This window comes from Stenomitos frigidus ULC18 (assembly GCF_003003795.1).
Taxonomy (GTDB): Bacteria; Cyanobacteriota; Cyanobacteriia; order Leptolyngbyales; family Leptolyngbyaceae; genus Stenomitos; species Stenomitos frigidus_A.
On sequence record NZ_PVWK01000009.1, the window covers coordinates 1 to 18,562 of the forward strand.

At 51.1% G+C, this 18,562-nt stretch carries 15 protein-coding genes and 1 pseudogene; 9 read left to right on the forward strand and 7 right to left on the reverse strand.

The window, feature by feature from the left end:
* Positions 1 to 396: 396 nt before the first annotated feature.
* Positions 397 to 759: a hydroxyisourate hydrolase gene (uraH, locus tag C7B82_RS01015; RefSeq protein WP_106254458.1), complete on the reverse strand. Its 363-nt coding sequence runs from the start codon at positions 757 to 759 to the stop codon at positions 397 to 399.
* Between the two features lie 356 nt (positions 760 to 1,115).
* On the opposite strand from uraH, the gene guaD reads away from it, so the two are divergent.
* From guaD to C7B82_RS33495, 5 genes and pseudogenes are all read left to right on the forward strand, one after another.
* Positions 1,116 to 2,444: a guanine deaminase gene (gene guaD / locus C7B82_RS01020; RefSeq protein ID WP_106254459.1), complete on the forward strand. Its 1,329-nt coding sequence runs from the start codon at positions 1,116 to 1,118 to the stop codon at positions 2,442 to 2,444.
* 185 nt (positions 2,445 to 2,629) lie between these two features.
* The gene (locus C7B82_RS01025) at positions 2,630 to 3,607 is read left to right on the forward strand and encodes an aromatic ring-hydroxylating dioxygenase subunit alpha (protein ID WP_106254460.1); all 978 of its coding nucleotides are present in this window, start codon (positions 2,630 to 2,632) and stop codon (positions 3,605 to 3,607) included.
* Between the two features lie 71 nt (positions 3,608 to 3,678).
* Positions 3,679 to 4,419, forward strand: coding sequence for a type 1 glutamine amidotransferase (locus C7B82_RS01030; RefSeq protein ID WP_181357296.1), 741 nt, complete (start codon positions 3,679 to 3,681; stop codon positions 4,417 to 4,419).
* A gap of 299 nt (positions 4,420 to 4,718) precedes the next feature.
* Complete coding sequence (acnB, locus tag C7B82_RS01035; protein WP_106254462.1) at positions 4,719 to 7,331, forward strand: bifunctional aconitate hydratase 2/2-methylisocitrate dehydratase; 2,613 nt, start codon at positions 4,719 to 4,721, stop codon at positions 7,329 to 7,331.
* Between the two features lie 145 nt (positions 7,332 to 7,476).
* Positions 7,477 to 7,689, forward strand: a pseudogene (locus tag C7B82_RS33495) (IS1 family transposase); the annotation flags it as partial.
* Positions 7,690 to 7,745: 56 nt separating this feature from the next.
* Here the strand turns inward: C7B82_RS33495 and rfbD are convergent.
* From rfbD to C7B82_RS01060, 5 genes are all read right to left on the reverse strand, one after another.
* Positions 7,746 to 8,630, reverse strand: coding sequence for a dTDP-4-dehydrorhamnose reductase (gene rfbD, locus C7B82_RS01040; RefSeq protein WP_106254463.1), 885 nt, complete (start codon positions 8,628 to 8,630; stop codon positions 7,746 to 7,748).
* 183 nt (positions 8,631 to 8,813) lie between these two features.
* Positions 8,814 to 9,461 (reverse strand): photosystem I reaction center subunit XI, encoded by a 648-nt coding sequence (locus tag C7B82_RS01045; protein WP_425443591.1) that lies wholly within the window; start codon positions 9,459 to 9,461, stop codon positions 8,814 to 8,816.
* A gap of 35 nt (positions 9,462 to 9,496) precedes the next feature.
* Positions 9,497 to 10,927, reverse strand: a complete 1,431-nt coding sequence (locus C7B82_RS01050) for an aminopeptidase P family protein (RefSeq protein ID WP_106254464.1) — start codon at positions 10,925 to 10,927, stop codon at positions 9,497 to 9,499.
* Positions 10,928 to 11,036: 109 nt separating this feature from the next.
* Positions 11,037 to 11,651 carry a 2OG-Fe(II) oxygenase gene (locus C7B82_RS01055; RefSeq protein ID WP_106254465.1) on the reverse strand — a complete coding sequence of 205 codons (615 nt, stop codon included), beginning with the start codon at positions 11,649 to 11,651 and terminating at the stop codon, positions 11,037 to 11,039.
* Between the two features lie 306 nt (positions 11,652 to 11,957).
* Complete coding sequence (locus C7B82_RS01060) at positions 11,958 to 12,578, reverse strand: TetR/AcrR family transcriptional regulator (RefSeq protein WP_106254466.1); 621 nt, start codon at positions 12,576 to 12,578, stop codon at positions 11,958 to 11,960.
* A gap of 385 nt (positions 12,579 to 12,963) precedes the next feature.
* On the opposite strand from C7B82_RS01060, the gene C7B82_RS01065 reads away from it, so the two are divergent.
* From C7B82_RS01065 to C7B82_RS01080, 4 genes are all read left to right on the forward strand, one after another.
* Entirely contained in the window at positions 12,964 to 13,347 is a 384-nt protein-coding gene (locus C7B82_RS01065) for a Mo-dependent nitrogenase C-terminal domain-containing protein (RefSeq protein ID WP_106254467.1), read from the forward strand.
* A 213-nt stretch (positions 13,348 to 13,560) separates the two neighbouring features.
* A complete protein-coding gene (gene infC, locus C7B82_RS01070; protein ID WP_106254468.1) occupies positions 13,561 to 14,103 on the forward strand; it encodes a translation initiation factor IF-3 in 543 nt (180 codons plus the stop codon).
* 280 nt (positions 14,104 to 14,383) lie between these two features.
* Positions 14,384 to 17,458: a HEAT repeat domain-containing protein gene (locus tag C7B82_RS01075; RefSeq protein WP_106254469.1), complete on the forward strand. Its 3,075-nt coding sequence runs from the start codon at positions 14,384 to 14,386 to the stop codon at positions 17,456 to 17,458.
* Between the two features lie 196 nt (positions 17,459 to 17,654).
* The gene (locus C7B82_RS01080; protein WP_106254470.1) at positions 17,655 to 18,143 is read left to right on the forward strand and encodes a Crp/Fnr family transcriptional regulator; all 489 of its coding nucleotides are present in this window, start codon (positions 17,655 to 17,657) and stop codon (positions 18,141 to 18,143) included.
* A 71-nt stretch (positions 18,144 to 18,214) separates the two neighbouring features.
* Here the strand turns inward: C7B82_RS01080 and C7B82_RS01085 are convergent, their stop codons facing one another.
* Positions 18,215 to 18,394 carry a DUF2949 domain-containing protein gene (locus C7B82_RS01085; protein WP_245939672.1) on the reverse strand — a complete coding sequence of 60 codons (180 nt, stop codon included), beginning with the start codon at positions 18,392 to 18,394 and terminating at the stop codon, positions 18,215 to 18,217.
* Positions 18,395 to 18,562: the final 168 nt, after the last annotated feature.

Genomic DNA, 18,562 nt, shown 5'->3' on the forward strand with positions numbered 1-18,562 from the left:
GTCTTTGATGAGTTTCTACCGCAATGGAATTACACGGCTAAACCAGAATTACAGGTTATTTAATCCACGTTCCTAAGCGTGCTGCCAAACCCTGCATTTCGCCACGGGTGGAAACAGTACTGAACGCAGGCAGTAGTAAAATCGGATCGCCCTGTCCTCGAGTTTCATACACGATCGGAAATTCCTGCCCCTGATAGTGTCATCGATAGGTGTAAACTGAGCCACCAATGCGAGCAGGAGCCACAGTAGTAGATGGATCGAGAGTCGATTGAGTCATGGCAACAGTGAATTTTTGGTTGTTAGGTTTTAATCAACGTAAATTGCTTGTAGGGTCGTGTTTCAAATGATGTTTTTTCATCCCTGAGAACATTAAATGCAATGCCCCACAGACAAGCGCTAACTGCCGCGATAGGTGCTGTAAGACCAGGGCGAAGCCAATAGTGGAACATGGTAGTGAGCCTTGGGATCGGCAATACCAAATTGAATCGGAATTTCATTTAAAAAAGGTGGGTTGGGCAAGTCTGGAAGATGTTGAGCAAAGTAGGCTCCGACGCTGAAGACCAATTCATACACACCGACCTGTAACGCTTCATCGGTTAGGAGTGGGCTATCTGTGCGTCCATCAGCATTGGTAAGCACCGTTTTCAGCAGCGTTTTGTCGCCTGATGGGGATGCGATCGACCAGAGAGCGATCGACAAACCAGCCGCCGGACAGCCCTGCGCGGTATCTAAAACATGAGTTGTAAGTTTGCCAGACATGGGGGATGAGGAGGGAGAGGGAGAGGGAGAGGGAGAGGGAGGGGGAGAGGGAGAAGTTTTGAATTTTGAGTCGCGCTTTGCGCCGCTTCGCTAGAGAGTTTTGAATTTTGAGTCGTTCCTGACTGCTGACTGCTAACTGCTGACTGCTAACTGCTGACTGCTAACTGCTGACTGCTAACTGCTGACTGCTAACTGCTGACTGCTAACTGCTGACTACTGACTGCCATGCCAACGCTATTCTTTTCTCGTCATTTTTATTGGTTTTGTTGCTTTAGATACGGAGTTGCTGAAACGGTGTGATTTTATGAGTAAATCATGGATTCACCGTGTGCTATTCACCGTTTCAGGCTATAAGCGTGTCTCTTAAAGCGTTTCGTGGTGCCTTTCTCGACTTCATTGATGATCCATTCTATGTCTCAGAAGCAGAAAGTGTTCGTTACTTTGCGGATGGTTTGCTGGTTCTAGAGGATGGCAAGGTCAAAGCGCTGGGGGCTTATGACAGTCTTCAGGAAAGCTATGCAGACATTCCCGTCATCACCTATCCCGACATGCTGATCATGCCAGGATTGATCGATACACACATTCACTTTCCGCAGACGGAAATGATTGCGTCGTATGGAGAGCAACTGCTGGAGTGGTTAAGTAAGTACACCTTTCCAACGGAGGGTAAATTTAAAGACAAAGCCTATGCTCAAGAAATTGCGTCTTTTTTCTTAGATGAGTTGCTCAAGCATGGTACAACGACGGCTCTGGTGTTTGCTGCGGTGTACCCCGAATCGGTTGATGCCTTTTTTGAAGAAGCGAGTCGTCGCCATTTACGTATGATTGCGGGCAAGGTGTTGATGGATCGAAACGCACCCGCTTTTTTGGTGGATACACCAGAAACTGCCTACACAGAAAGCAAGCAACTGATTCAAAAATGGCATAAACACGATCGCCTTTTGTATGCCATTACACCTCGTTTTGCGGTCACATCCAGCGACAAGCAACTGCAGCTGGCGGGTCAGCTACTGGCGGAGTTTCCTGACGTCTATATGCATACTCACCTATCAGAGAATGTGAAAGAAGTCGCGCTGGTCGCAGAACTGTTTCCTGACAGCGATGGTTATTTAGATGTGTACGATCGCGCTGGGCTGGTTGGCGATAAATCTGTCTTTGCCCACGGGGTGCAGTTGACCGATGCCGAATTTCAGCGTTTGTCAAAGGCACGATCGGCGATCGCCTTTTGCCCAACCTCTAACCTCTTTTTAGGCAGTGGACTCTTTAAGCTAAAGCAAGCGAAATCGGTAGAGTATCCGGTCAAGGTGGGTTTTGGAACCGATGTTGGAGGCGGTACAAGTTTCTCAATGCTGCAGACAAGCAGTGAAGCCTATAAAGTGACCCAACTTCGGGGGCAGAAGCTTTCAGCTTTTCAGGCGCTCTTTTTGGCAACGCTGGGTGGTGCCAAAGCGCTTTCTTTGGAGGAGACGCTGGGCAACTTCGACCCCGGCAAGGAGGCCGATTTTATTGTCGTGAATCCGAGAGCCACGCCGCTGATGGCACGTCGTAATCCAACTCCGATCGCTGACTCACTAGAGGCTCTAGCAGATCAAATGTTTGCCACGATGATTTTGGGAGACGATCGCGCGATTCACGCGACCTACATCATGGGCGAGCTCGCTCACGGGCAATCTGGTGTAGTTTAGCGTGGCAATGACATAAAGAGGCCGATCGGGACTTCATGATGGAGAGTCTGATTCGGTCTCATTGGCAGCAGTGTGCGGTCAACATGAGTCAGTGGGCAATGACCTATGAGGTCGCATAACCGCTACTCTTTGCCGTTTGCCATGACTTTTGTAAACCCTGTTAGAGATTGGATAAGGAGAGTTCAATGGTTGACGACCCGATTGTGGTCAATGATTGGCACCCGGTTGCGCGATCGGAAGCTGTGCCCGAAGGTACACTGCTGCCCATCTGTTTGTTAGAGGAAGAGCTAGTGCTGTGGCGAGCGGGGGAGCAACTCCATGTCTGTCGGGATCTGTGTGCCCACCGAGGAACCCGCCTGTCTAGCGGTCATGTCAACGGTGCCACGCTGGTCTGTCCGTATCACGGTTGGGCGTATGACGGCGATGGTCAGTGCGTGCACATTCCGGCTCATCCTGAACAGGCAATTCCCAAACGTGCTCAAGTGCAGACGTACCAGGTGCAAGATTGCTATAACCTGATTTGGGTGGCGCTTGGTGAGCCAGCACAAGATGTGCCATCGTTTCCTGAATGGGATGATCCCACCTATCGCAAGCTTCTATGTGGACCGTATGGACCATTTGAGCTCTGTGGTCTGCGGGCGATCGAAAACTTTCTCGACGTAGCGCACTTTCCGTTCATCCATGAAGGCATTCTGGGTGATGTGGCCCATCCTGAAATTGAGGATTACAAAACCACGATCGAGCCGGACGGGGTGCTCTCTAAAGGCGTTAGCGTGTATCAACCAAATCCGTATGGGACAGGCCAGGGAGATGTTGTCGCCTACACCTATCGCGCCTTTCGCCCGCTGACAGCCTATTTAGTCAAAGAGTCAGAGGGTGCCCGTTTTTCGATTCTCTTCTGCGTGACACCGCACACGGCGCTTAAAAGCACGCTCTGGATGTGGATGGCACTCAATTATGACCATGAAACACCCGCGGCTGAGTTGATCGCATGGCAAGAGAAAATTCTGAACCAAGATATCCCGATCATCCAGGCACAACGACCCGCGTTGCTGCCGCTCTATGGCCAGACAGATTTGCTTCTCAATAGCGATCGCACCCTGATTTTCTACCGCAAATGGTTGCAGGACATGGGCTTACGTTTCGGTACCGTTGGCAGCTAGCGCTTAGACTGGAGACAATCGCTCAGCCTGATCAATGTGAATCTAACGCTGCTATCAAGGAGGTTAGCACCATGAAATTTTTAGTGATTAAGCATGCCATCGTCGAAGGGCTTGGCATTTTTGAGCAGTTTTGTCAGAAGGCTGGCATTGCCGTCGATTATGTGGAACTTGAGAAGGGCGATCGCTTCCCCTCACTCGAAGGCTACGCAGCGCTGTGCGTGATGGGTGGCCCCATGAACGTGGGGGAGGAGGCCGATTATCCCTGGTTGGTAGAGGAGAAAGCATTGATCAGACAAGCGGTGCAGGAGTTACAACTGCCCTATCTGGGAGTTTGTCTCGGTGCCCAACTCCTGGCCGATGCTCTGGGTGGCGAAGTCAGTGCGATGTCGGCCCCAGAAGTAGGGTTGTTACCCATCACATTGACAGACGCAGGACAGCAGCATCCGCTTACCGCCGGACTGCCTGATACGTTGAAAGTCCTGCAATGGCATGGGCAAGCTGTCCAAAAACTACCACCAGGAGCAACAGTACTGGCATCATCGGCGCACTGTCCGGTACAGGCGTATGCTGTTAGCGTTGGCGGCGAGTCACCCCAGGAGAGCCGTGTCTTTGGGCTGCAGTTTCACAGCGAAGTGAGTGCGGCAACCATTAAGGAATGGGTGGAGATTCCTGCCTATCGCGCCGATCTGGACGTCACGCTGGGTCCTACTGGCTGCGAAGCTTTAACCCAGGCGGTTAGGGAGCGGCTTCCGATCATGAATCACGAGGCGAACGTTATTTTCGATAACTTCTTGAAAATCGTGAAAGGATAGCAAGCTGAAGTCAGAAGAAGTGACTAGAGCGTAGTCGATGTCGTTCTAATGTTTTGGGTCACACCTCTATTTCCTCAATCGCCCCACGTCAGATGTGCTCTCAAGACATACTAGAGATCGATGTCTGCTTAAACGCTCGCCCTAAAAACGGCTCACATCAATCTGCCTCTGTCTTGTAAACTTCTTTATGCAGTCAGTATCAATCCCAACCGCAGCCGCGAAATGGCGAGAGTACCCTTAACGGTTGATGCTCGATCACATCTAAACATCCTTCTTATCGCTCTGTAGAGACTCTGACTATGCTTGAATCCTACCGTCAACACGTGGCCGATCGTGCAGCTCAAGGCGTGCCTCCACTACCCCTCAGCGCCGAACAGATGTCTGCATTGGGCGAGTTATTGAAGCAACCACCCGCTGGCGAAGAAGCGTTTTTGCTGACGCTGCTGCGCGATCGTGTCCCCCCCGGTGTCGATCAGGCGGCCTATGTCAAAGCTGGCTTTTTGACGGCGATCGCTAAAGGTGAGACGACCAGTCCTCTGGTGTCGCCCAAAGAAGCCGTCGAGTTTCTAGGTACGATGATGGGTGGTTACAATGTCCACTCATTGATTGATCTGCTGCAAGTTTCGGAGGCTGATATTGCTGCCACTGCCACCACTGCATTGAGCAAAATTTTGCTTGTTTACGATGCCTATCACGATGTGCAGGAACTCGCCGCCAACGGCAACACTTATGCCAAGCAGGTCTTAGACTCCTGGGCAAACGCCGATTGGTTCACTAGCCGCTCAGAACTACCAGAGGCCATTACGGTCACGGTCTTCAAAGTGCCGGGAGAAACCAACACAGATGATCTCTCTCCCGCACCTCACGCAACCACGCGTCCAGATATTCCTCTCCATGCCCAAGTGATGTTGGAAACGCGTCAACCAGGCAGTCTGGAAACGATCGCCACCCTCAAGCAAAAAGGACATCCCGTTGCTTATGTGGGTGATGTCGTGGGGACTGGGTCTTCTCGGAAATCCGCTATTAATTCGGTTCTCTGGCACATTGGTAACGACATTCCGTTTGTGCCCAATAAACGCACGGGTGGCTACATCCTGGGTGGCAAAATTGCGCCAATCTTTTTCAATACGGCTGAGGATTCGGGAGCACTGCCGATCGAGTGCGACATTACCCAGCTTGAGACCGGCGATGTCGTCACGATTTATCCCTACAAAGGCGAAATTACAAATGCCTCAGGGGCGATCGTTTCCACCTTCGCTCTCAAACCGGCCACCATTCTGGATGAAGTCCGTGCAGGCGGTCGCATTCCTCTCCTCATTGGTCGTACCCTGACCGATAAAATTCGCGCTGACATGGGCTTAGAGCACAGTCCCCTATTCCGCCGTCCCCATCTGCCAGTCGACACGGGCAAAGGCTTTACGCTGGCTCAAAAAATGGTGGGCAAAGCGTCTGGATTGCCTGGTGTGCGTCCCGGTACGTCTTGCGAACCGGTCATGACGACCGTTGGCTCTCAAGACACCACTGGCCCCATGACCCGCGACGAGCTGAAAGAGCTTGCCTGCCTTGGTTTCAGCGCCGATCTGGTCATGCAAAGCTTCTGTCACACTGCCGCCTATCCCAAGCCGGTCGATATCAAGACTCACAAAGACTTGCCTGACTTCATGCATGAGCGTGGTGGTGTCGCTCTGCGTCCCGGTGACGGCATCATTCACTCCTGGCTAAACCGGATGCTGTTGCCCGACACCGTTGGTACGGGCGGTGACTCTCATACCCGCTTCCCATTGGGTATTTCGTTCCCGGCTGGCTCCGGCTTAGTGGCCTTCGCGGCAGCTCTTGGTGCGATGCCATTGGATATGCCTGAGTCCGTGTTAGTGCGCTTTAAAGGAACGCTGCAACCAAGCGTGACTTTGCGCGATATTGTCAACGCCATCCCTTACGCTGCCATGCAACGAGGGCTGCTGACGGTTTCCAAAGAGAACAAGCAAAATGTTTTTTCTGGTCGCATCATGGAAATGGAGGGACTACCCGATCTGAAGCTGGAGCAGGCGTTTGAATTGACAGATGCGACGGCAGAGCGCTCCTGCGCTGGCTCGACCATCAAGTTAAGCACAGATACGGTGGCAGAGTATTTACGTTCCAACGTGGCACTGCTGAACAACATGGTGGCAAGAGGCTATGGAGATGCCCGAACCATCTTGCGCCGCGTTGCCAAGATGGAACAGTGGCTGGCAAACCCAAGCCTGATGGAAGCAGATGCCGACGCCGAGTACGCCGAAATAATTGAAGTGGATTTGGATCAGGTGACGGAACCGATCGTCGCCGCTCCTAACGATCCCGACAACGTGAAACTGATGTCCGAATGCGCGGGTGATCCGGTCCAGGAAGTCTTCATTGGCTCCTGCATGACCAACATCGGCCACTACCGCGCCGCCGCCAAAATCCTGGAAGGTGCAGGGCCTGTGAAGGTACGCCTCTGGATCTGCCCGCCGACTCGCATGGATGAAAAGCAACTGCGCGAAGAAGGGATGTATGGCATTTTCGCTGCTGCAGGAGCCAGAACTGAAATGCCGGGATGCTCGCTCTGCATGGGTAACCAGGCACGCGTGGCAGACGGTACAACAGTCTTCTCGACTTCAACACGGAACTTCAACAACCGAATGGGTAAAGGCGCTCAGGTCTACCTTGGCTCGGCAGAACTGGCGGCAGTTTGTGCGCTGCTGGGCAAGATTCCGACGGTTGAGGAATATATGGCGATCGTCACCAAAAAGATTGATCCCTTTGCCGCTGACCTCTACCGCTACCTCAACTTCGACCAGATTCCTGATTTTGAGGATGAGGGACGCGTCATTCCGCTGGATGAAATGCCCCGGATTGAAGACATTCTGGGTATGCCCACTGCAGCAGCACGATAAAGAAAGAGGGGTAGACAATGCTGCCCCTTTTTTGATAGATCAATACATTGAAATGACGCGATCGTGCATCAAAAGCACCTTCCATTATTGAAAAGACACCGTACTCGAACGCCATGCTTGATACCGACCCTTGGGAGGCAGGACCGTCCTACCCTCAAAGCATCATTGTGCGGTGGGCAAGGAAACGGGCTTGACCAGTGACATTGAACGTTTCAACAACACCTGAAGACAACGAGTCTCACGGTTGGTGAGACAGACCTTATCGTGCTCGCAGCAGTGGGAGCATCACATCGCTGCCAGCGGGAATTTCATCCATTACCACAACGAACTGATTCGGTTGGAACGATTCGATTGCTAAGGAAACCGTATTTCTCTCCATCCTTTACTCAATAAAACTACCCTCTATTTATCCCTTTAATGCCCTGTAGCTTTCAATTCTGCTAACATCTCACGCAAACTTTCTCGCCAGTAGGGAGGATGAGTTCCCAGCAGCGTCGAGACTTTCTTGAGCGAGAGGACGGAGAAGGCGGGACGTTTGGCGGGAGTGGGGTATTCAGGCGTGGTGATGGGGATGACGCGTTTGATTTTAAGGGGGAAGCCAAGTTGCTCTGCTTCTTCAAAAATGGCGACAGCAAAATCATACCAGCTACACACGCCGCTGTTGGTGTAGTGATAGGTGCCAGCAGTATTGGCAGACAGTTGCGGTGCGAGGTGAGCGATCGCCCCTGCCAGATCCTTCGACCAGGTCGGCACACCAATTTGATCGGTTACGACCTTTAGTTCTTCCCGATCGGCTCCCAGTCGCAGCATGGTTTTGACGAAGTTACCTTTGCCCTTTGCGCCATAAACCCAGGCAGTACGGATGATGAAGTGGCGATCGCACGCTGCACGAACAGCTTCTTCACCTGCCAACTTGGTAGAACCATACACACCCAGCGGATTCGTCGCATCCGTTTCCAGGTAGGGCGAACTCTGCGTGCCATCGAACACGTAGTCTGTAGAGATGTGAATTAGACCTGCATCAATACTCTTTGCGGCTTTAGCAAGGATTCCAGGCGAAACGGCATTCACTAAATTGGCAAGATCTGGTTCGCTTTCGGCTTTATCAACCGCCGTGTAGGCAGCCGAGTTGACAACGATCGTAGGTTTTACCGTTTCCATCACCTGCTGTACGGCTTCTGGTTGCGAAAAATCGACGCGATCGCGCCCCACGCTGACGACTTCTCCCAGAGAAGCCAGAGTTTGCTGGAGTTCTTGACCAACCTGTCCGGTGATACCTGTGAGTAAAATTCGGGTCATAGGTAAGAGGGAAAGTTTAAAGTGCTGCTTGAGCCACTCTACCTAAATACTCTCTCAGCTTCACCTTTTGAGTGCTTACAAATTGCTTCTTTAAACAAGAAAAATCTAGAGCCGCGCAGCTCTAGATTTTTCTTCACAATATGCACATAAAGCATTGCGCTGTTCAGCGACAACACTCAAAGTCTACTGAGCGACAAAACTCAGATATTTCTGGAACAGTTCAATGTTCGTGAGTAGGGCGTAAGCAAAAACAGCGCCCCCAACGCCACCCAGAAAGAAGCCAGTGGAATATTCGTTCCACCCTTCAGCATTATTTAAAGCTTTTGGTGGACTGGGTACCGTGACCGTAGCGATCGGTCCGGGAGGATTACTAGCGGCGTATAGCGACAGGCTTAGTGTCGCAATCAAAACGGTACCAATAGCACCTAGTAGCCCTGTGATTGATCCAACTTCAGTATCACGTAGTGGATTAAACGTAATAAAGGGACCCAGCAGCCAGTAGCCATGCGCTAAGCCTACTTCAATGCCTCGCCGTAAAGGAGACAAGCCTTGACGATAGGCAGGCAAGTTATTGATCAAAGCACGCGAAAAACCAGATGCATTGATGGGAGTCTCAAGGTTGCCAATTTGAGGATCGTTCCAAGCAGCATGGACAACCTCGCGATTTCTAGGGTCATTTGGGTTTGTGTTAGACCGTTCAATCCGATCGACTAGATTAGCCATATTCCGTAATTCCTGATTGTTTTTTGGCAACGTGGCAACCATCCTAAAAGCATTGCGCTCGTAAGTCGTCTTTCTCCAGCGATAGAGTGAGTCGATCGAGCCTGGCATCTAAAACACTTTGTCGAACGTAGAAAAGGGATTGATCAACTCTGCACCAACTGCTCGATCGCCTCTATTTCTGTTGGCAGTGCCGCAGTCAGTACCTCTGCCCCAGTTTCTGTCACCAGCACATCATCTTCAATGCGAATGCCGCGCACATCAGCAAACTGAGCGAGCCGATCCCAGTCCACGATATCGTGATACTTCGCTCGCCTTTCTGGGTCTTGCAGAATCGCAGGTACTTGGTAAAAGCCCGGTTCGATCGTAACGACCATGCCTGCTTGTAACGGACGATCGAGCCGCAGGTAATTCAAGCCAAAGCGATCGCTCCTCGTACGTCCTGTCTCATAACCTGCCAAATCGCCTAAATCTTCCATGTCATGTACATCCAGACCCAAGATGTGTCCAACACCATGCGGAAAAAACAGCGCATGGACATCTCGATCCACCAGATCTTCGACCTGCCCACGCAGAATGCCCAAGTCAACTAATCCGGCTGCGATCGTTCGTGCTGCCAGAAGATGCAAGTCTCGATACTCTACACCAGGACGAATGGCTGCAATGCAGGCATCATGGGCTGCCAGCACCACATCATAGAGCGATCGTTGCGTCGAAGAAAACTTGCCCGAAACGGCCCAAGTACGTGTAATATCCGATGCCCAGCCTGAAGCCGTTTCCGCACCCACGTCCGCCAGCAGCAGATCTCCTGAACCGATCGCATGGTGATATTGGTCGTTATGCAGCACTTCTCCATGCACTGTGACAATGCTGCTGTAAGCACAAGTCATCCCATTCGCGATGATGACACGTTCCATTGCGGCTCGGATCTCTGCTTCCACGCTCGCACAACGCGTCGCTGCCATCCCGGCCTTGTGAGCAGCAATACTGACCATTGCCGCTTTTCGCAGTTCAGTCAAAGCAAATTCATCATGGATCATACGTAAGGAGACGATCGCTCGTGCCAACTCTAAGTCAATACCTTCGATCCTGCCTGCATCACGAAAAACGTTGCGCTGACACATGATGTATTGATTGGCATGAGTTTTACCATCCTGCACACCGATCGTTGCCGCACCGTTCGTCCACGTTGAAGGTGTTACCAACCACTCCTCACCCCTTTCATTCTTTTCTGGCTTTAATTCTGAGAGTGGATACGCTTCGGTTGCACCGATCGCCGCTGCAATGTCGTCTCGCTTCGGGGTTTCTCCATGCCATAGCGCACTTGCCGGACTCGCTTCATCGATAAACAGAGTCAGCCTGCCACCCTCTAATCGAATCACAGCGTTTTCCAGTGGCAGTCCCGCAAAGTAGAGAAAGTGACTGCTAGCGCGAAACGGAAACGTATTTGCCCGAAAGTTTCGCGGACTGCTTTGTCCCGACCATAGCAGCACAGGAAAGTCCACCAACGTTGCCAGTTTAAGTCGTCGAGCCTTTAAAGCATCAATGAGAGAGGTGTTACGATCGAGCGTTTGCATACACAGAAATCAGCTAAAAAATTTGAAGCTTGTCACACCCCGTTGGTCTAGCTATTAGCTATGAGTATAAAGCTGACCGCTGACCGCTAAACGCTATCCTTCAATCGTGTCATCTTCTCACCGTTGCCCGCTTCGGCTTCGCAGCTCTAGATTCCACTGTAAACTCAGGAATCTCGTGCAACTCAGCTGCACTCAAGCTGTATTGCTCACAAACCAGACTCAGCCGTGCACCGCCCACCCGAACGGGATTCACGGAATGGGTCAGATTGCCTTGAAAGTGCAGCAGTGTATTAATTCTCGGCTTAATTTGCCCCACCTGTTGCCGATGGTTCCGCAGCACCAGTTCACCACCTTGCAAGTCGGGCGGCACTTGCACATAAAGGACACTGACGATCGCAGGTGGCTCCACCGTCTTGCAATACGATCGCAGCGATCGATCAATATGGGGATCGACTCGCGATCCTTCCTTTAGCAAAAGCGGATTCAGGTAAAACGCATTGCAGTGTGGTTGCAGTGCGTGATCGAGATAGGACTCAAAAAAGGGAAACTGCTGCGCGACCGTTTTTAAGGCAGAACGCTGAAACACTACAGAGAACCCGTTGGTGCCAACAAAGTCACGGTTCAGATTATTCACCGCAAAATATGGGCACGACAGGATTTCTCCGCGCAACGTTTGCAGATAGGCGATCGCAAACGCATCAGGTTGTTGACGGTAGTAGCTCAAAGATAGGGGTTCGCTTGGTGCAAATTACAGATTCTTCATCCTAACTCGATGCCGCAGAATTCAGGAGGCAGAGAGAGCAGGGCAAGAAAAGAGAGTAGGGGCGTCAGAGGCAAGGTAAAGGGTGAACTCAAAATTCAAAACTCAGAACTTCCTGACTCCTCTCTTCCAACTCAAAACTCTCTAGCTTGTCGGCGCGTAAAGCCTTCGGCATACAAGAAACACAAAGTGGCTCCTTCGGAGCTAGCGCTACTCAAAACTCTCTAGCGTAGCGGCGCAAAGCGCTACTCAAAACTCAAAACTTATCCCTTATCCCTCATCCTTCACCAGCACGCCATTCAAGAAGATATCTGCCAAGCCCTCTGCCATTTCTTGCATCTCCGCAGGTGAGGAGCTTTCGCCCATAATCGTATCCTGGCTAAACCCAGCCACCGCAAACATGCCCAAAAACACCCGCGCCACAATTTTCGGATTCATGCGACGGTAGATGCCTTGATCCATTGCCGATTGAAAGAAGACTTCTGCCACATCCGTCATCTTGTTAATGACTTCGATCTGGATACGATCGCGCAACTCTGGGTGAAACTGCGCCTCCATGAAGCAAACCTTCAGCATGTCTGCATTCTTATGCAGGTTGAGCATGCGCCGTCGCATCACCTGGGCAACAGCTTTATAGCTGCCCATTTCGCTTAATTCCGTGAGCAAATCAGTCAAAATTTCGACCCAGCCCTGAGTCGCCACTTCGATCAAAATCGCCTTTTTGTTCGGAAAGTGGCGAAACAACGTCCCTTCTGCCACACCAGAAGACTCAGCCAGATCACGCGTGGTCGTACCGTCGTATCCCAGTTTCGCGAACAACCGTAGCGCTGACTTTAAGATGCGATCGCGCGTTTCGGTTTCAGGTGACGGCGGACGATGGGAAAGACGCATAGCATTCTGTATGAGCGGTTTCGGTCAAGTCTGTAGCGCTATTCTCCAATGCGTTTTTCTAAAACGGCAGAAGTGTCACAGAACATTACAAATTTGGTATTGCACGCGAGGCAAGGTGCTGCATTTTCACGCCTGATCCCACCCCTTGCAGATCACTGGGTGAAGTTGCTGACACCCAAAAAGAAGGCGGCAAAACTTCAGTAATCCTGACTATTAAGATTTCTTGAGACACGGGCAGTATAGGTCTATCAAGGTTAAAGCGCGATCAGGACACAACAAACCCTCCTCTCTATCCCATACTCCACAACTCTCCTGGATGAGGAAACTGCCCACAGTCGCTGATAGATGATCACTAGACACTTCACTCTAAAACCGAGGGGAAGCAATGAACAGTATTCACTCCGCCGTTTCCACGTCAAGTCCTCAACAGCAGCTTTGGATTGCGCAAGAAACCACCATTGAGAGGACGGTTGATAGGGCAACGAAGCGGCACACCACCAGACGGCCACAGTTTGCGCCACTGCTCTCAATCCGCCAGTGGCTTGACAACATCGAAATCCGTGACGCAGAGACCGCCAACGTATTGTGCCAAGTCATTCCTGCTCGCTGCCCCTTTGAACGCACGATTAGCCTGTTCGATCGCCCTCTTTTCTCAATTCCGCCTCTTTGTAAGCTCAACCCTTTCTATGAACAGGTTGTGGGACTACGCTTTCGGGCACTCTGCTATCTAGCAGACGAATGTGGTCAAGATATTAGCCACTATTGTTAAGGCAAACAACGGCCGACGATGGCACCGACTTGGAACTTACGTAACAATTAGGCAGAATATTCAGCGAACTGAGTAGAATAGCAAGTATTAGCTCGTATCTGACTTACAGTTGATCATCTATATCATTTGTTCTCTGACGATTGACGACACGCCATCCAGTCCACGTTTGAAGACTGATTTCCAGTTGTCAACCCTTATTTTGCCAACCATCAAATGCCTGTGATTGAAAGAATTGAGAGAAGACCAAACCGCGATCTACCAGCAATTAACGAACGGATTCGTTTCCCAAAAATCCGAGTGATCGATTCAGATGGCGCACAGCTGGGGATTATGGTTCCCCGTGATGCCATGCAAATCGCTGAAGAAAAGGACTTGGATTTAGTTCTGGTCAGCGATAAGGCAGATCCGCCTGTCTGCAGGATCATGGACTATGGCAAGTTTAAGTTCGAGCAGGAGAAAAAGGCTCGCGAAGCGAAGAAGAAGCAGCACACCGTTGACGTTAAGGAAGTCAAGATGCGCTACAAGATTGAGGAGCACGACTACAACGTGCGCATCAGTCAAGCTAAGCGGTTTTTGAAAGACGGGGACAAGGTGAAGGCAACCATTATGTTCCGGGGACGAGAGATTCAGCACAGCGATATTGCTGAAGATCTGCTGAAGCGCATGGCAGGTGACTTGCAAGAACTGGCAGAAGTGCAGCAAGCGCCGAAGCGAGAGGGTCGTAATATGATGATGCTCCTGGCTCCTAAAAAATAGGCTCCTAAGTAAGTGTGGACAGCTTTGATTGAGTCTGCTGTTCATGTAAAGACACTCCGGTCACGTCTGGAGTGTCTTTTTAATGTTGATCACTGGTTTCTGGCAAGGAATTTTTTGCGCTAAACGACGGATGGCTATCTACAATGAAGGCCATTCGGGGCAACCTCTAATGAAGTGTGAGCAACAAGGATGATGCGATCGTCAGTGGTCTACAGGCAAATGTTGGTTAGGGTGAAGCCGATCTGAGGGGTCAGCGACGAATACAGGATACAAGCGCAGCATGGAACTCAAGAGCCAGTGGTTAATCGATGATGGTGTGAAGCAGAAATTCCTGCGGTGGGTCAATCTCCGCCCAGAGGAAAGTGAGCGCACTTTTTTGATGTTTGCGTTCTACACCATCACATCGATCGGGCTCGTATGGTTCGAGGCCAGTACCGTTGCACTGTTTCTGCAAGAGTACAAGGCGGAAGAGGGCTTACCGTGGATTTATATTGCTAGCGCCGGTATTGGTTCGGGCTTAGGTTTCGTCTACTCGCAACTGCAAAAAGTGCTGCCACTTCGACGAGTGCTGGTGCTAACGGCTTTGCTAATGGCTGTGCCGCTGCTATTTTTTTGGTTTGGGTTAGATAACCAATCACCGCTGTGGGGCGGCACCGTTGTTGCCATCACCATCTTCCTGATGCGACTCTGGTTGGAGGCAATTTATGTTCTCAACGACCTCAATACCTCCATTACCGCGAATCAACTCTTTAATATTCGAGAGATCAAGCGCACGTATCCGCTGATTAGCAGCGGCATTCTCGTCGCCGATGTAATCAGTGGTTTTTCCTTGACGCTATTGATTGCCTGGGTCGGGCTGAAAAACGTTGTTGCGATGGCCTGCCTGATGATGGTCATCGGAGCGGGCATTCTCTTTTATTTAAGTCAGTCCTATCAGCAGGCGTTTCCCGATTCGTTGCGCCGCTCCTCTGAGGATCGTCTGAGTGAATTTGCCAGTCGCCGCTTACAGGGGCCGCTTCGTCGCTATGTCGTCCTGCTGTTTACGTTTTTTATTCTGGCGCAGGTGCTGCTGCTGCTAGTCGATTTCCAGTTTCTACGCCAACTGCAGCTGCATGGCAATGAAGGTATGATCACGCAGCTATTGGGGCAGCAAAACTCCGACGCCGCGATCGCCAGTTTCCTGGGCTGGTTCAGCGCTGTTTTGGGCATTTGCGAACTGGCGATGCAGTGGTTGGCATCTAGTCGTGTCATTGAACGCATTGGTGTCTTCGCAACCGCAATGCTGCTGCCCGGCATGATTGGCATCCTGGGGGCAGTGGCCATGGCGATCGCGCCAACCGGATGGATATTGGGGCTGTTCGTCAACATTGTGGCGCTCAAGTTTCTTGACGAATTGTTACACTACACGCTGTTTGCCAGTCTGGGGCCAGTTCTATTTCAGCCCGTTCCAGACAGCATTCGCAGTGGTATTCAGTCAGTTGTCCGTGGCATTGCCGAACCGTTGTCTACAGGTGTGACAGGGCTCGCCTTACTGGTGCTGGTTTGGTTTAGCCGCAATACAAGTTTTGGTGACGTTGGACTGAACTGGCTGCTGCCTGCGATCGTCTGCCTGTCTGTAATTTGGGTATTGACAATCTGGTTGTTACGCAGCAAGTATGTTGGTCTTCTGGTTATGAGTGCCGAACGGGGGCAGCTTAGTGGCGATGTCGATCTGCGTGAGCTGAAGCGAGCAGTCGTAGAAGCACTCGATCAACCAGGAACAGACCTTCATAAAGGTTCCTGCATCGAGTTGTTAAGCCAGCTTGATCACAAAAATGTGGGTGAGGTGCTGGCACCACTGCTGACCAAGTTATCGCCTGGCCTACAGCGTAAAAGCTTAGAGGCCATGCTGGCTTACCCCAATCCGGCCTATTTGGGGCAGGTAAGAGCCTTAATTGATCAATCACCAGCGCCAGAAGTGTTGGCTGTGGCGTTGCGCTACGTCTGGATTACTGAAGATGAACCTGATATTCGTCAGCTACGGCCCTACCTGCGACCAGAAGTCGATTCGGTGGTACGAGGCACCGCAGCGTCGCTAATGATGCGACGGGGGAGCCCCACTCAAAAAGCGGAAGCAACCAACACACTTCGATTTATGCTGACGCACAAGCAGGAAAGAGAGCGGGTCATGGGGTGTCGCGCTTTGGGCGAAGCTGTTTACCTGCAGGCGTTACGGCTTTACATTCCCGATCTGCTGCAAGATGAATCGTTGCGTGTACGCTGCGCCTTACTGGAGGCGATCGCCTCGACTCATCTCGAAGAATTTTACCCTTCACTGCTGCGTGGGCTTTACTACAAATCCACGCGTGAAGCGGCCATGCAAGCGCTAGTACGACTAGAAAACGATGCGATTCCGATGCTGGTCGAACTAGCGGAAGATGGCCATAAGCCAGATCTTGTAAGGCTCCATGCTTGGCGGGCGATCGGGCAAATTGGCACAAATGAAGCCCTGGACGCGCTGATTTCACACCTGATGACCGCTTGGGGAATCGATCGCCGTAGCATTTTGCGGATCTTACTAGAAATGCCGCGTGACCTTGGCATCGACAGTGTGGCCGATCGCTTGGGTAGAAGTGGCATTGAACGACTGATCGATCAAGAATTGATGTTTGTGGGGCAGCTCTATGCAGCACTGCTCGATTTCACACCGGCTCAGACCTGGGGACGGGAGGCCGATCTTTTGCGACGTGCCTTACGCGACTTACAGCTGGATGCCGAAGAGCGACTGTTTATGTTGATGAAATTTTTATACCCGATCAGTTCTATCAAAGCGGCTGCGTTTAACCTACAGTCACACTCACGCAGCAATATGGCGCGCGGGCTCGAAATTCTGGACAACACGCTGGATATTCCCAGTAAGCGTGCCTTGTTGAGTTTGCTCGATCGCAACTCTGATTTGGAAAAACTGCAAAGCCTCTCAGAGCTGATGAGCTACGAATCGATGACACCCAGCGATCGTCTGCGTCACCTACTCGATTTGCGCCACTTTTTGTCTGACTGGTCGCTAGCCTGTTGTTTCCATTTAGCACGACAGGCCCGCTGGAGCTTGACACCTGACCAAACGATCGCCTGCCTGCGTCATCCTCGAGGGTTCGTGCGTGAGTCGGTATTAGCGTATCTCAAAATGGCTTCGCCTCGTGCTTTGATGAAGCTATTGCCGATGCTAACCCACGATCCTGATCCACTGGTCGCTGATCAGGTTCAGACGATTATGCGAGAATTTGCATCAGTTTCAGCAAAAACAGGCAACCAAACAGCAAAACGAGGCAATAATGTGATTGATTTCCCAAATCGCACGGGATTTGAGACGATTTAGTAGGGTTTATATCAGCAGCGTGGGCATTCTAGAGAAAGCCTTGTCTCAGCCATAGAAGTCGTGAAGTGATCAACAGACTATCGACTTCAGACAGGGGCTAATCGCTACTCCCGCCGATTAAACATTGTACTAGTCACCCATTTCCAGCCTAAAGTCCATCGTCTCAGCTCCCATCCCCGCTGCACGCTATCGAGTTATGTTAACCAGCGTCGATCGCCTTTTGTTTGTCCGACAGGTTCCCATCTTTAAAGAGTTGCGGGACGATTTTCTTGTACGTCTGGCATCCATCATGGACGAGTTGTCGTTTCCCACTAGCCACACCATTTTTACCGAAGGGCAAGAAGGGCGATCGCTCTACGTTGTTGTTTCAGGCAGGGTAAGTGTTCACATCGGCAATCAAGAAATTGTGCAGCTTGAGCAAGGCACCTGTTTTGGTGAAATGTCTCTCTTCGATGCGGAACCGCGCTCTGCTTCTGTTACCACCCTGGCACCGTGCGAATGCTTAGTCTTGACGCAGCAGCAGCTTTACGAGGCGATCGACGAAACTCCTGGTATTGCCGTCAATATCATTCGGCTGCTCTCGCGTCGTATCCGCGAATTGAACCAGAAGATGGGTACGATGAGGACTCAACCAACTGTTCAGCCGCCGCCACCACCGGCGTATAGGGCTGCAAAACGGCGTTAATTGCTTGTGGCAGAAACTGTTGCAGCATGGCTTGAAGCGTAATGGTTTGAGGCAAGCTAGCAATCATTCTACTAAGCAGTTTCTAGCCAATCAAAAATCTTGTCTAGCTCTTCCAGCGTGACGAGCCCATATTGCCAAAGAATCATTGGCAACAAGGTTACGTCGAATTCCTGGTGGCGTTTCACCGTGGCGATCGCCGAATCCGAGATTGCCAGTTCTTCTTGCAAAAATTTGATCAAACGGGCTTCCATGGGAGCCTCCATCCAGCCTTTTGCAGCTAATTTAAACATCTTTAACGATTATGTTAACTTTTGAAACGTTCTCTCAGAAATACCGTAACTCATTCTGCAACAGCGTGCCGCACAAGTCCACAAACTCTGGTGTTTGAATTTGTAAAGTAATGCACGTTCAGCGCCTGG

Coding starts and splice junctions, on each gene's coding strand:
- uraH (WP_106254458.1), bottom strand. CDS start 759: ATGTCTGGCAAACTTACAACTCATGTTTTAGATACCGCGCAGGGCTGT.
- C7B82_RS01025 (WP_106254460.1), top strand. CDS start 2,630: ATGGTTGACGACCCGATTGTGGTCAATGATTGGCACCCGGTTGCGCGA.
- C7B82_RS01030 (WP_181357296.1), top strand. CDS start 3,679: ATGAAATTTTTAGTGATTAAGCATGCCATCGTCGAAGGGCTTGGCATT.
- acnB (WP_106254462.1), top strand. CDS start 4,719: ATGCTTGAATCCTACCGTCAACACGTGGCCGATCGTGCAGCTCAAGGC.
- rfbD (WP_106254463.1), bottom strand. CDS start 8,630: ATGACCCGAATTTTACTCACAGGTATCACCGGACAGGTTGGTCAAGAA.
- C7B82_RS01045 (WP_425443591.1), bottom strand. CDS start 9,461: ATGCCAGGCTCGATCGACTCACTCTATCGCTGGAGAAAGACGACTTAC.
- C7B82_RS01050 (WP_106254464.1), bottom strand. CDS start 10,927: ATGCAAACGCTCGATCGTAACACCTCTCTCATTGATGCTTTAAAGGCT.
- C7B82_RS01060 (WP_106254466.1), bottom strand. CDS start 12,578: ATGCGTCTTTCCCATCGTCCGCCGTCACCTGAAACCGAAACGCGCGAT.
- C7B82_RS01065 (WP_106254467.1), top strand. CDS start 12,964: ATGAACAGTATTCACTCCGCCGTTTCCACGTCAAGTCCTCAACAGCAG.
- infC (WP_106254468.1), top strand. CDS start 13,561: ATGCCTGTGATTGAAAGAATTGAGAGAAGACCAAACCGCGATCTACCA.
- C7B82_RS01075 (WP_106254469.1), top strand. CDS start 14,384: ATGGAACTCAAGAGCCAGTGGTTAATCGATGATGGTGTGAAGCAGAAA.
- C7B82_RS01080 (WP_106254470.1), top strand. CDS start 17,655: ATGTTAACCAGCGTCGATCGCCTTTTGTTTGTCCGACAGGTTCCCATC.
- C7B82_RS01085 (WP_245939672.1), bottom strand. CDS start 18,394: ATGGAAGCCCGTTTGATCAAATTTTTGCAAGAAGAACTGGCAATCTCG.